The organism is Actinomadura chokoriensis (assembly GCF_039529475.1).
GTDB lineage: Bacteria > Actinomycetota > Actinomycetes > Streptosporangiales > Streptosporangiaceae > Spirillospora > Spirillospora bangladeshensis.
Map to the genome: position 1 here is coordinate 332,353 of NZ_BAAAMW010000004.1, position 12,017 is coordinate 344,369.

Genomic DNA, 12,017 nt, shown 5'->3' on the forward strand with positions numbered 1-12,017 from the left:
CCGCCTCGTTGATCTGCGGCGTGTTGTTGCTTCCGAGGCACTCATAACAACAACACGCCGCAGGTCAACGCAGCCGGTGAACCTTGCGGGCGGGGAGGATTCGGCCCTTCACCTCGCCGAAGCCGATGCGGGTGCCGGACGCGCCCGGGGCCGTGGCCGTAATGGACACCTCGTCGCCGTCCTCTAGGAAGGTGCGGGGTTCGCCGTTGACCTCGATCGGCTCCTTGCCGCCCCAGGTGAGTTCGATGAACGCGCCGCGTTGGTCCTTGGCGGGGCCTGAGATCGTGCCCGAGGCGAACAGGTCGCCCGTGCGGGACGAGGCGCCGTTCACGGTCATGTGGGCGAGCATCTGGGCCGGGGACCAGTACATCTCGCGGTAGGGCGGGCGGGAGACCACCTGTCCGTTCCAGGAGATCTCAAGGGCCAGGTCCAGGCCCCACGGGTTCTTCTCCTGGAGGTAGGGGAGCGGCTCCGGGTCTTGGGGCGGAGTCGCCACACGGGCCGCCTCCAAGGCCAGGAGGGGGACGACCCAATGCGAGATGGACGTCGCGAAGCTCTTCCCCAGGAACGGCCCAAGGGGCACGTACTCCCAGGCTTGGATGTCCCGGGCCGACCAGTCGTTGACCAGGACGACGCCGAAGACGCGTTCGGAGAAGTCTTCCGTGGTCACCGGAGTGCCCAGGGGAGAGCCCGTGCCCACGACGAAGCCGACCTCCGCCTCGATGTCCAGGCGGCGGCTCTCACCGAAGGTCGGGGCGTCGTCGCCCTTGCGCTGGCCCGTCGGGCGGACGATGTCCGTCCCGGACGGGACGACCGTGCCGGCGCGGCCGTGGTAGCCCACCGGCAGGTGCTTCCAGTTCGGCATGAGCGGCTCGGCGCCGGGGCGGAACAGGCGGCCCAGGTTCGAGGCGTGGTGCTCGGACGCGTAGAAGTCGACGTAGTCGGCCACCTCGAACGGCATGTGCAGGGTGACCGCGTCCACCGGATGCACCGCCGCGTCCGGGATGTCGTCCGAGAGCAGGTCGAGGAGCTGCTCGCGGACCTCCACCCAGCGCGCGTGGCCCTGCGCCATGAACGGGTTCAGGGACGGTACCGCGAAGACGTCGTCGTGCAGCGCCAGCGACAGGTCCACTACGGAACCGGCTGCGCGCACCCCGACGCGGGGAGTGCCGCCGGGGGGAGAGAAAACGCCGTACGGGAGGTTGGCGAGCCCGAAGAGGGAGTCTTCGGGGATCGCGATGCGGGTCATCGAGTGCTCTCCTGGAGCGCGGACGCCAGCAGGCCCAGGTCCGCGAGTTCGTTCATGGGGTCGGTGATGCTGCACGTCCCGAAGGACAGGAAGCGGCCGCGCGCCGCGATCGTCCGGGCCTCGCCCAGGCCGCGCACGCGCGAGGCGACGGACGGGGCGTCCCGGTCGGCCAGCACCGCGGCCAGCTCGGCCACCGGACGGCCGCGCAGGGCGGCGTCGGTCGCGAGCAGCAGGTTCAGGAAGCCGTGCTGGTGGAAGCCCGTCTCCGGGTCGGTGTTCCGGACGGGGTGGTGCAGCCCCGCCGTCGCCTTGAACGGCAGGCGGGCGTCCACGACGGCCTTGATCCCGGCGGCCAGTTCGTCCGGGCTCGGGTAGAGGTGCGCCTTCACGCCGCCGGTGCGGAACTTCGCGCGGTGCCGGCGCGCGGCGACCTCGGCGATCATCGCCGGACGGCGGTCGTCGCGCGGGATCTCGACGTAGACCGGTACGGCGGGGTGGCCGAGCAGGCGGAAGAACTCCTCCGGCTGCATGCCGGGCGGGACGGCGACCTCCAGGCCGCGCACGGTGAGCGCGAGGTCGGCGGCGGTCGTCAGCGCCTTCACCGCCTGGCACGGGCCGCCGGGCGCGGTGATCGACACCTCCAGGGGCTCGCGGCCGAGCAGCGGGTACAGCTCGTCCAGCGCGGTCGCCGGCAGGACGAGCGGGCCGACGAGGTCGGCGTACGGGGCGGCGCGGTGCGCGCGGTGGGCCGGGACGGCGTCGGCGAGCGGGGCGAGGCCCGGCGGGAACACGGCCGCGTCGTCGCACAGGGCGAGGGCGAACGCGGGAATCATCGCCGGCCTGCCCAGGTCCAGGCGTAGCCGGGGTCTTCGCAGGCCAGGCCGCCCTCGCCGAGTTCGAGCGGGTGGAAGGTGTCGACCATGACCGCGAGCTCGTCGAAGAACTCGACGCCGATGCTGCGCTCGTAGGCGCCGGGCTGCGGGCCGTGCGCGAGGCCGCCGGGGTGGACCGACACCGAGCCCTGGCCGATGCCCGACCCCTTGCGCGCCTCGTAGTCGCCGCCGCAGTAGAACATGATCTCGTCGGAGTCGACGTTCGAGTGGTAGTAGGGCACCGGGATCGACAGCGGGTGGTAGTCCACCTTGCGCGGCACGAAGTTGCACACGACGAAGTTGTGGCCCTCGAACACCTGGTGGACGGGCGGCGGCTGGTGGACGCGGCCCGTGATCGGCTCGAAGTCGTGGACGCTGAACGTGAACGGGTACAGGCAGCCGTCCCAGCCGACGACGTCGAACGGGTGCCGCGCGTAGGTCATGCGGGTGCCGACGATGCCGCGGGAGGTACGGTGCTTGACGTAGACCTCGACGTCGGTCTCGTCCGAGAGCAGCGGCTCGCCGGGGCCGTGCAGGTCGCGTTCGCAGTACGGGGCGTTCTCCAGGAACTGCCCGTAGCGCGAGAGGTAGCGCTTCGGCGGCGCGATGTGGCCGGTCGCCTCGATCGCGTAGGCGCGCAGGGGCTCGTCGCCGGTCGGCAGCCAGCGGTGCGTGGTGGACGTCGGGATGACGACGTAGTCGCCCTGTTCGGCGTCCAGTGAACCGAAGACCGTCTCGACCGTGGCGGTGCCCGACTCGATGTAGACGATCTCGTCGCCGGTCGCGTTGCGGTACAGCGGCGAGGGGGCGGCCGAGACCACGTAGGAGAGGCGCACGTCGTTGTTGGCGAGGATCACCCGCCGCCCTGTGACGACGTCGGTCTCGCTCCACGTGTCCTTGGGGAACAGCTCGTGCAGCTTCAGGTGGCGCGGCTTCAGGGGGTGGTTGGGCGTCGTCGCCGCGTCCGGCACGTCCCAGGGCTGGGAGTCCGTGATCGCGGACGGGATCTCCCGGTGGTACAGGAGGGACGAGTCGGACGAGAACCCCTCCTCGCCCATCAGTTCCTCGAAGAAGAGCCGCTGCTCGCCGTTCCTGTGCTGGGTGTGGCGCTTCGGCGGCACGTGGCCGACCCGACGGTAGTGGGCCATGTCCATCGCCTCCGATGGTTAATGCATGAACTACTTTCTGCCGACACTACGGGTCTTCTCCCGTCCAGGGAAGGGCCTAACCCGGCCACGCGCCCGCGGGACGTCAGTTCCGCTCGCGCGCGTCGAAGGACGTCCGGCCGGCGATGAGCTTGTCCAGCAGCATGATCAGCATCCGCTGCTCGGTCTCGGTGAGCGTCCCGGCCCACTGGCGCTCGCGCTCGTGCTGCCCGGCGAAGATCTCCAGCATCGCCGCGCGGCCCCGCTCGGTCAGCGCGAGGATCACCGACCGGCCGTCGCGCTCGCCGGGCGAGCGCGTCATCATCCCGTCCGCGACCAGCGTCTTCGCGAGGTTGGACACGGCGGCGCGGCTCATCCCGGCGAGCGTGGCGGCGCGGCCCGGCTCCAGCGGGCCGGCCAGCCAGGTCACGAACAGCAGCCGGAACCCGGCCCAGGAGTGCCCGCGCGGGCGGTGCACCGTGGACTCCAGGTCGTAGGTGACGATCGCCGAGGCCCGGTTGAGGGTGAGCAGCAGCCGGGTCGCGAGCCGGTCCGGGAAGCCGTACTCCTCCGACAGCCGCCGTCCCGCGAGGTCGACGAACGTCCAGAAGCCGAGGTCGTCAGGCTCATCGCTCATCGTCCGCGCCCCACATCCGGTTCATGGTTTGACCATTTAACCCGTCCGGGGCGGGGAGTGTCAGCGGATGATCGCCGGGCATCTCCCCGGATGCGGGGACCGGCGGATTCGGGGAGGGACGATGGCGACCGTCGCCGACCAGTTCATCGAGGTGCTGCGGCAGGCCGGCGTGCGGCGCGTCTACGGGGTCGTGGGCGACAGCCTCAACCCGGTCGTGGACGCGATCCGCCGGACGGGCGGCATCGAATGGGTGCACGTCCGCAACGAGGAGGCGGGCGCGTTCGCGGCGGCGGCCGAGGCCCAGACCACCGGGCGGCTCGCGGTCTGCGCGGGCAGTTGCGGGCCGGGCAACACGCACCTGGTCCAGGGCCTGTACGACGCGCACCGGTCGGGGGCGCCGGTGCTGGCGCTGGCGTCGCAGATCCCGAGCGTGCAGATCGGCACCGGGTACTTCCAGGAGACCCACCCGGAGCGGCTGTTCGTCGAGTGCAGCCACTACTGCGAGACGATCGGCACGCCGGAGCAGATGCCGCGCGTGCTGCGGATCGCGATCCAGCACGCGATCGGGCACGGCGGCGTCGCGGTGCTGACCATGGCGGGCGACATCGCGGGCAAGGACGCGGCGGCGCCGACCGGCGAGCACGACTTCCTCGTGGCGAAGGGGGTCGTCCGGCCGCCGGCCGACCAGGTCGAGCAGCTCGCCGGCGCATTGAACCGGGCGCGCAAGGTGATGCTGTTCTGCGGCTCCGGCGTGAAGGACGCGCACTCCGAGGTGATGGAGCTGGCGCACAAGCTGCTCTCGCCGGTCGGGCACGCGCTGCGCGGCAAGGAGTACATCCAGTACGACAACCCCTATGACGTGGGGATGAGCGGGCTGCTCGGCTATGGCGCCTGCTACGAGTCGATGCAGGCCGCCGACCTCGTCCTGCTGCTGGGCACCGACTTCCCGTACGACCCGTTCCTGCCCGGCAAGAACACCATCCAGGTGGACGACGACCCGGCGAAACTGGGTCGCCGGACCCCGCTCGACCTGGCCGTCCACGGGGATGTCGGCGAGACGCTGAGGCTCGTCTTGGACAAGGTCGAGCAGAAGCATGACCAGTCGTATCTGGACGACATGCTGCACCGCCACGCGCGCGCTCTGGAGAACGTCGTCTCCGCCTATACGCGCGACATCGAGAAGCACATCCCGATCCACCCCGAGTACGTCGCGAGCGTCCTGGACGACCTCGCCGCCGACGACGCGATATTCACCGTGGACACCGGCATGTGCAACGTCTGGGCCGCCCGCTACCTCACCCCCAATGGCCGCCGCCGGGTGATGGGCTCGTTCGTGCACGGCTCCATGGCGAACGCATTGCCGCACGCCATCGGCGCCCAGTACGGCGCGCCCGGACGCCAGGTGGTCTCCCTCTCCGGCGACGGCGGCCTCGGCATGCTGCTCGGCGAGCTGCTGACCGTGAAGCTGCACCGCGTCCCGGTGAAGATCATCGTGTTCAACAACGCGTCGCTCGGCATGGTGCGCCTGGAGATGATGGTGGACGGCTTCCCCGCGTTCGAGACCGACCACGAGGCCGTCGACTTCGCGGCGGTGGCCGAGGCGATGGGGATCGAGTCGGCGCGCGTGGAGCGTCCGGCCGACGTCCGCACCGTGATGGAACGCGCCCTCGCCGCCCCCGGGCCCTACCTCCTGGACGTCGTCACCGACCCGAACGCGCTGTCCATCCCGCCGCGCATCACCCCGCAGCAGGTGAAGGGGTTCGCGCTCTCCGCGGGCAAGACCGTGCTGACCGGCGGTGTCGGCAAGATGGTCGACCTGGCGCGCAGCAACCTGCGCAACATCCCGCGGCCCTAGCCGAACTCGCGGGCGATCTCCCTGAGGCTCTCGTCGACGATGTCCGGCATGGAGCGGGCGCGCTGCTCCTCGATCCAGGTCAGGGACGCGATGCGGAGCGCGGTGATGAAGGCGCCGGCCATGATGCGCGGGCGCAGGCTGCCGGACGGGAGCTCGTCGCGGGCGGCGATGAGGTCGGCGAGGGCGCGCTCGAACTCGGCGTAGTGGGCGAGCTGCCGGGCCAGCACGGACGGGTGGTTGCGCGCGAGCCTGACCTGCGCGGCCCACTGCGGGTCCAGGGGGCCGAACTGGTCGTGGACGGCGTCGAACGACGCGCGCAGCGCGGCCCAGGACGGCTCCTCCGGCGGACGGGTCTCGAACGTCTCCAGCAGCGACCACATCCGCTGCTCGCCGCCGTAGAGGAGGGCCTCCTCCTTGCCGCCGAAGTAGTTGGAGAAGGTGCGGCGGGACACGCCGGCGGCGTCGGCGATGGCCTCGACGGTGACCGCGTCCAGGCCGTGCTCGACGGCGAGGCGCATCGCGGCCTCGTGCAGGGCGCGGCGCGTCGCCTCCTTCTTGCGCTCGCGCAGTCCGCCGGTGCTCTCCATGGTCGCCCCAGCCTACCCATCTTCAAATGCTTCCCGGTGAGAAAACTTGCCCACTGGGAATAAGATTCCCGGGTCGCGGGGTTGACTCCTCGTTCCCAACTTCTCGCGGAGGCGTCTCTTGACCGTTCCTGCCCCGTCCAGACCAGCGCCGATGTCGCACCGGCAGGTCCTCGAAGCGCTGAGCGGCCTGCTCCTGGTGCTGTTCGTGGCGATGCTGAGCAGCACCGTCGTGTCCACCGCGCTGCCGCAGATCATCGGCGCGCTCAAGGGCAGCCAGTCGCAGTACACCTGGGTCGTCACCGCGACGCTGCTGGTGTCCACCGCCAGCACCCCCATCTGGGGCAAGCTGGCCGACCTCTACGACAAGAAGATGCTGCTCCAGGCGGGCGTCGCCATCTTCATCGTGGCGTCGGCGGCGTCCGGGTTCGCGCAGAACACCGGGCAGCTCATCGCGGCCCGCGCCGTGCAGGGCCTCGGCGTCGGCGCGCTGCAGATCCTCGTCCAGATCATCATGGCGGCGATGATCAGCCCGCGCGACCGGGGCCGCTACTACGGCTACCTCGGCGGCGTGATGGCCGTCGCGACCGTCGGCGGGCCGCTGCTCGGCGGGCTGATCGTCGACTCGTTCCTCGGCTGGCGCTGGTGCTTCTTCATCGGCGTGCCGTTCGCGGCCGCGGCGTTCGTGCTGCTGCAGAAGACGCTGAAGCTGCCGGTCGTCCGGCGTCCCGACGTGAAGATCGACTACGCGGGCGCGACGCTGATCGCGGCCGGCGTCAGCATCCTGCTGATCTGGGTCACCTTCGTCGGCGAGAACTTCGCGTGGCTGTCCTGGCAGACGGCCGCGATGGCGGGCGGCGGCGCGCTGCTGCTGGCGGTCGCCGTGTGGGTCGAGTCGCGGGCGGCGGAGCCGATCGTCCCGCTGGACATCGTCGCGCGCCGCAACACCGCGCTCGCGATCATCGCGAGCCTCGCGGTCGGCATGGCCATGTTCGGCGGTGCCGTCTTCCTCGGCCAGTACTTCCAGATCGGACGCGGCTACAGCCCCACCAAGGCGGGCCTGCTCACGTTCCCGATGATGCTCGGCGTGTTCGGCGCGTCCACCGTCGCCGGACGGCTCGCCACCAAGACCGGCAAGGTCAAGCCGTACATCCTGTTCGGGACGGTCGTGCTGACCGCCGGGTTCGGGATGCTCGCCGCCATCGACCACGAGACCTCGCTGGTCTACCTCGGCATCGGGATGTTCCTGATCGGCGTCGGCGTCGGCATGACGATGCAGAACCTGGTGCTGGTCGTGCAGAACTCCGTGCACCTGAACGAGATCGGCGCCGCGAGCGGCACCGTGACGTTCTTCCGCTCGCTCGGCGGGACGATCGGGGTGTCGGTGCTCGGCGCGATCCTCGCCAACCAGGTCGCCGACAAGATCGCGAACGGGCTGCGGCGGCTCGGCGTGGACCCGACCGCGGGCGGCGGCGACGCCGGCAACCTCGACATCGCGGCGCTGCCCGCCCCGGTCAGGGAGATCGTCCGGGCCGCGTACGGGGACGCCACCGGCCACATCTTCCTGGTGTCGGCCGCCATCGCGGTCGTCGGGATCATCGCGGCGGCGCTCCTCAAGCCGGTCACCCTGCGCGACAGCCTGGAACTGGTGGAACCCGCCGAGGCGGATGCGCCGGTGCCCGCCGGGAAGGGCGCGCGGTTGTCAGGCTCCTGACAATCGACGCCCGGAAGAGCTGGGTTCAGTCAGAAGAGTACGAAAAGCCGCCTTTATACCGTCGGTATCCGGATCTCGGACCCCGGAGGCGGTAGATGAGCGGACGATCGGAGTTCGGGCGCCGCGCGGCGTCGGTCGCGCGGGCGGGCGGCATGTTCGCCCGGAGCGGGCTGTGGCGCCCCGGACCGCCGCTGAAGGTCGTCCGCCAGCTCGGCGCCCTGCGCCGCTGGGGCACCCTGCTCGGCGGGACGGTGGCCTCCGCCGCCGCCCGCGACCCCGGCGCCGTCGCGCTCGTCGACGACGCCGGGGAGCTGACCTACGGCGAGGTCGACGCCCGCACCGACCGGCTCGCCGCCGCGCTCGGCCGGATCAACGACGCGCCCCGCGTCGCGGTGCTGTGCCGCAACCACCGGGGCATGGTCGAGGCGCTGGTCGCGTGCAGCAAGCGCGGCTGCGACCTCGTCCTGCTCAACACCGGCATGAGCACCGAGCAGCTCGGCACCGTGCTGCGGCGGCAGCGCGTCGAGGTCGTCATCGCCGACACGGAGTTCGCCGGGTTCATCGCCGCCGTGCCGAAGACGGTGCACGTCATCACGGCGGGCGGGACGGGCTCGGAGCTGGAGAACACCATCGTCACCGCGCCCGCCGGGACGGCGGAGCCGCCGGCGAAGGCGGGCCGGACGATCGTCCTCAGCTCCGGCACGACCGGCACTCCCAAGGGCGCCGACCGGCACTCCCGCCCCGGCCTGTCGCCGCTGACCTCGATCCTGTCGCGCATCCCGTACCGGGTGCACGAGCGGATGTTCATCGAGGCGCCGCTGTTCCACACCTGGGGCTATGCGATGCTGCAGACGGCGGTCTCGCTGCGCGCCACGATCATCCTGCGGTCCCGGTTCGACCCCGAGCAGACCCTCCGCACGATCGAGGCCACGGGCGCGACGGCGCTCGTCGCCGTCCCGGTCATGTTGCAGCGCATCCTGGACCTCCCGGAGGCGGTGCGGCGCACGTACGACACGTCCTCGATGCGGATCGCCGCGCTCAGCGGCTCCGCACTGCCCGCCACGCTCGCGACCGCGTTCATGGACGAGTTCGGCGACGTCCTCTACAACCTGTACGGGTCGACGGAGGCGTCCTGGGTGACGATCGCCACCCCCGCCGACCTGCGCGCCCGTCCCGACACCGCCGGCACGCCGCCGCCCGGGACCAGGGTCGCGATCCTGGACGAGCACGGCGAGCCCGTCCCGCCCGGCACCACCGGACGGATCTTCGCCGCCAACGAGCTGCCGTTCGCCGGCTACACCGGCGGCGGCACCAAGGAGATGCGGGACGGGCTCATGAGCCTCGGCGACGTCGGCCACCTCGACGCGGACGGCCGGCTGTACGTGGAGGGCCGCGACGACGACATGATCGTCTCGGGCGGGGAGAACGTGTTCCCGGCCGCGATCGAAGAGGTGCTGGAGAAGCTCCCGCAGGTCAGGGAGGTCGCGGTCGTCGGCGTCCCGGACGACGACTTCGGACAGCGCGCCGCCGCCTACATCGTCCTGCGCGATGGCGAGACGCTCGACGCCGACGCCGTCCGCGCGCACGTCCGCGAGCATCTGGCGCGCTTCGCCGTCCCCCGCGACGTCCACTTCCTGGACGCCCTGCCGCGCAACGCCACCGGCAAGGTCGTCCGCCGCTCCCTGGCGGCGGACTGACCCGTCACTTCGCGTCGACGCGGCCCAGCGGGTCGGCGGTGCCGGCCAGTTCGGCGGTCGCCGCCGTCCAGGCGGCGTCCTCCGGGTCGAGCGCGCTGCGCAGGAAGGCCGAGGTGAGCCGCTGGATCAGGGCGACGCGCTCGGGGCTCTCGTCCGTGGTCTCGGTGACGGCGTAACCGGAGATCCCGCCCAGCGAGTGCTCGGCCTCGAACAGGGTGAGCAGGTGCGTGGCGCCGGGGCTCAGGAAGTACGCGTCGGTGAACCACTCCGGCCCCCGGACGCTCAGCGCGGACTGGTCCTTCTCCCCGGCGACCACCAGGGCCGGCGTGGTCAGCTCCGCGAAGTCGGGGTTCATGAAGGAGAAGTTCTCGGCGGCGAACGGCGTCAGGTCGGCGCCGCCCGTTCCCGTGACGGCGAGCAGCACCCCGGCCTTGACCCGCGGGTCGGCCATGCTCGCGCCCGGAACGCCCTCGGCGTCCAGGACGCGGGCGCCCAGCAGCATGCTCGCGGTCTGCGCGCCCCAGGAGTGCCCGGCGACGGCGATACGGTCGCGGTCGAGGCGCCCGGCGAGGCCGGGGACGGCGGCTTCCAGGACGTCCAGCCGGTCGATGGCGCGGGTCAGGTCCTCGACCCGGATGCGCCAGATGTCGGGGTAGCGGGGGTCGCCCGGTGCGACGTTCAGCTTCCGCGAGTCGAGGTGGGTCGGCTGGACGACGGCGAACCCGTGCGCGGTCCAGTGGTCGACGAGCGGGGCATAGCCGTCCAGCGACTCCCCGAAGCCGTGCGAGAACACGATGACGGGCAACCGGTCACCGGTCAGCGGGGCCGACACCCGGACCTGGAGGTCCTCGCCTCGGCCGGGTGCGGGCAGCGTGATCGGACGTACCGAGACGACAGGTGCGTGAGCCATGGGTCTCTCCCTCGACAAGTAGCGTGAGCAGCGCGGCGCGGCCTGGTCACGGGCCGCCCGCTCTGGCATCATCGAACAAGCGGATCAGTGTTCCGCTTACGAATATACGGAACCGTGTTCCGTTTGGCAACGGGGAGGTGGCGGAGCAGTGCCCGGAAGCGGATCGGCATCGCCGGCGCCGCGCAAGCGGGCCGACGCCCGGCGCAACGAGGAGGCGCTGCTGGAGGCGGCCGCGGCGGCCTTCGTCGCCGCGGGCATCGACGCGCCCGTGCGCGACATCGCGGCCAAGGCCGGCGTCGGGGTCGGCACGATCTACCGGCACTTCCCGACGCGGGCCGATCTCGTCGTCGCCGTCTACCGGCACCAGGTCGAGGCGTGCGCCGAGGCGGGCCCGGCCCTGCTGGCAGGTGCCGGCTCCCCGTACGCCGCCCTCGTCCGCTGGATCGACCTCTTCGTCGACTTCCTGGTGACCAAGCACGGCCTGGCCGAGGCGCTGCAGTCCGACGACGCGACCTTCGCGTCCCTGCACGAGTACTTCCTCGACCGGCTGCTGCCCGTCTGCGCCGAACTGCTGGACGCCGCCGCCGGCGCGGGGGAGATCCGCTCCGACATCGAGGCGCTCGGGCTGATGCGCGGCGTCGGCAACCTCTGCATCGGCGCCGGCAGGGACCCCCGCTACGACGCCCGCCGCATGGTCGGCGTCCTTCTCGCGGGCCTGCGCGTGCGGTAGCTCAGGCGCCGGCCGGCGGGCGCTGCGCCACCACGGTGAACCAGAGGCGGGTGCGGCCGGGGGACTGGTCGAGGCTCCAGTCGTCGGCCAGCGCGTCGATGACGGTGAGGCCGCGGCCGTGGTCGAGGCGGCGGCGCCCGTGCGGGTCGGCGTCGGCGGGGCCGGTGTGCGCGGGGCCCTCGTCGGCGATCTCGACGCGCAGGACGCGGCCGTCGGTCGCGACGGTCACGGTGATGGGCCCGGAACCGTGCAGCACGGCGTTGGCGACGGCCTCGGCCGTCATCAGCTCGACGTCGTCGAGCTGCTCCTCGTCCGCGACGACCTTCGCGGCGAGCTCGCGGACGGTCCGGCGGGCCCGGCGGCCGCCCTCGCGGTCGCGGCCGAAGCCGGACGGCTCGCCGAGCCGTTCCATCCCCACGGTCACTGGATCACCACACCCTGGAATTCGGAAGCGCACCGCAATCATTCACCTGCGGTGAGTGATGGGCAACGCGACCTGAGTACTGATCTTGGCCTTTCCGGGACAGCCGGGCCGGAAGATACTCACCGAGGCGCACAAAACGGGTGTTTTCTCCGTCCCGCGGCGAGAATCAGCGGACGCCCTCCGTATGTCACCATCCGTTT

11 protein-coding genes are annotated in these 12,017 nt (G+C 71.6%); 4 read left to right on the plus strand and 7 right to left on the minus strand.

What is annotated here, in order from left to right; translation table 11 throughout:
• Positions 1 to 64: 64 nt before the first annotated feature.
• From fahA to ABFX46_RS12250, 4 genes are all read right to left on the minus strand, one after another.
• On the minus strand, positions 65 to 1,249 hold the full coding sequence (gene fahA / locus ABFX46_RS12235; protein WP_346041935.1) for a fumarylacetoacetase: 1,185 nt from the start codon (positions 1,247 to 1,249) through the stop codon (positions 65 to 67).
• On the minus strand, positions 1,246 to 2,082 hold the full coding sequence (locus tag ABFX46_RS12240; protein ID WP_346041936.1) for a hypothetical protein: 837 nt from the start codon (positions 2,080 to 2,082) through the stop codon (positions 1,246 to 1,248). The genes fahA and ABFX46_RS12240 overlap by 4 nt, the downstream gene beginning before the upstream one ends.
• Positions 2,079 to 3,269 (minus strand): homogentisate 1,2-dioxygenase, encoded by a 1,191-nt coding sequence (locus ABFX46_RS12245; protein ID WP_346041938.1) that lies wholly within the window; start codon positions 3,267 to 3,269, stop codon positions 2,079 to 2,081. The genes ABFX46_RS12240 and ABFX46_RS12245 overlap by 4 nt, the downstream gene beginning before the upstream one ends.
• 103 nt (positions 3,270 to 3,372) lie before the next feature.
• A complete protein-coding gene (locus ABFX46_RS12250) occupies positions 3,373 to 3,903 on the minus strand; it encodes a MarR family winged helix-turn-helix transcriptional regulator (protein WP_131940104.1) in 531 nt (176 codons plus the stop codon).
• 121 nt (positions 3,904 to 4,024) lie between these two features.
• Here ABFX46_RS12250 and ABFX46_RS12255 point away from each other — a divergent pair, with 121 nt between their 5' ends.
• The gene (locus ABFX46_RS12255; protein ID WP_346041939.1) at positions 4,025 to 5,758 is read left to right on the plus strand and encodes a pyruvate dehydrogenase; all 1,734 of its coding nucleotides are present in this window, start codon (positions 4,025 to 4,027) and stop codon (positions 5,756 to 5,758) included.
• On the opposite strand, the gene ABFX46_RS12260 is transcribed toward ABFX46_RS12255, so the two are convergent.
• The gene (locus tag ABFX46_RS12260) at positions 5,755 to 6,345 is read right to left on the minus strand and encodes a TetR/AcrR family transcriptional regulator (protein WP_346041941.1); all 591 of its coding nucleotides are present in this window, start codon (positions 6,343 to 6,345) and stop codon (positions 5,755 to 5,757) included. The genes ABFX46_RS12255 and ABFX46_RS12260 overlap by 4 nt on opposite strands.
• A gap of 151 nt (positions 6,346 to 6,496) precedes the next feature.
• Here ABFX46_RS12260 and ABFX46_RS12265 point away from each other — a divergent pair, with 151 nt between their 5' ends.
• Positions 6,497 to 8,056 (plus strand): MDR family MFS transporter, encoded by a 1,560-nt coding sequence (locus ABFX46_RS12265; RefSeq protein WP_346041942.1) that lies wholly within the window; start codon positions 6,497 to 6,499, stop codon positions 8,054 to 8,056.
• A 95-nt stretch (positions 8,057 to 8,151) separates the two neighbouring features.
• Positions 8,152 to 9,753: an AMP-binding protein gene (locus tag ABFX46_RS12270; RefSeq protein WP_346041944.1), complete on the plus strand. Its 1,602-nt coding sequence runs from the start codon at positions 8,152 to 8,154 to the stop codon at positions 9,751 to 9,753.
• Positions 9,754 to 9,757: 4 nt separating this feature from the next.
• On the opposite strand, the gene ABFX46_RS12275 is transcribed toward ABFX46_RS12270, so the two are convergent.
• A complete protein-coding gene (locus tag ABFX46_RS12275; RefSeq protein ID WP_346041945.1) occupies positions 9,758 to 10,663 on the minus strand; it encodes an alpha/beta hydrolase family protein in 906 nt (301 codons plus the stop codon).
• Between the two features lie 148 nt (positions 10,664 to 10,811).
• On the opposite strand from ABFX46_RS12275, the gene ABFX46_RS12280 reads away from it, so the two are divergent.
• Complete coding sequence (locus ABFX46_RS12280; RefSeq protein WP_346041946.1) at positions 10,812 to 11,393, plus strand: TetR/AcrR family transcriptional regulator; 582 nt, start codon at positions 10,812 to 10,814, stop codon at positions 11,391 to 11,393.
• Position 11,394: 1 nt separating this feature from the next.
• On the opposite strand, the gene ABFX46_RS12285 is transcribed toward ABFX46_RS12280, so the two are convergent.
• Positions 11,395 to 11,817 (minus strand): ATP-binding protein, encoded by a 423-nt coding sequence (locus ABFX46_RS12285; RefSeq protein WP_338071303.1) that lies wholly within the window; start codon positions 11,815 to 11,817, stop codon positions 11,395 to 11,397.
• Positions 11,818 to 12,017: the final 200 nt, after the last annotated feature.

Excerpts from the sequence above, each read along its gene's own strand:
- ABFX46_RS12245 (WP_346041938.1), bottom strand. The coding sequence starts at position 3,269 with ATGGCCCACTACCGTCGGGTCGGCCACGTGCCGCCGAAGCGCCACACC.
- ABFX46_RS12255 (WP_346041939.1), top strand. The coding sequence starts at position 4,025 with ATGGCGACCGTCGCCGACCAGTTCATCGAGGTGCTGCGGCAGGCCGGC.
- ABFX46_RS12260 (WP_346041941.1), bottom strand. The coding sequence starts at position 6,345 with ATGGAGAGCACCGGCGGACTGCGCGAGCGCAAGAAGGAGGCGACGCGC.
- fahA (WP_346041935.1), bottom strand. The coding sequence starts at position 1,249 with ATGACCCGCATCGCGATCCCCGAAGACTCCCTCTTCGGGCTCGCCAAC.
- ABFX46_RS12250 (WP_131940104.1), bottom strand. The coding sequence starts at position 3,903 with ATGAGCGATGAGCCTGACGACCTCGGCTTCTGGACGTTCGTCGACCTC.
- ABFX46_RS12265 (WP_346041942.1), top strand. The coding sequence starts at position 6,497 with ATGTCGCACCGGCAGGTCCTCGAAGCGCTGAGCGGCCTGCTCCTGGTG.
- ABFX46_RS12270 (WP_346041944.1), top strand. The coding sequence starts at position 8,152 with ATGAGCGGACGATCGGAGTTCGGGCGCCGCGCGGCGTCGGTCGCGCGG.
- ABFX46_RS12275 (WP_346041945.1), bottom strand. The coding sequence starts at position 10,663 with ATGGCTCACGCACCTGTCGTCTCGGTACGTCCGATCACGCTGCCCGCA.
- ABFX46_RS12240 (WP_346041936.1), bottom strand. The coding sequence starts at position 2,082 with ATGATTCCCGCGTTCGCCCTCGCCCTGTGCGACGACGCGGCCGTGTTC.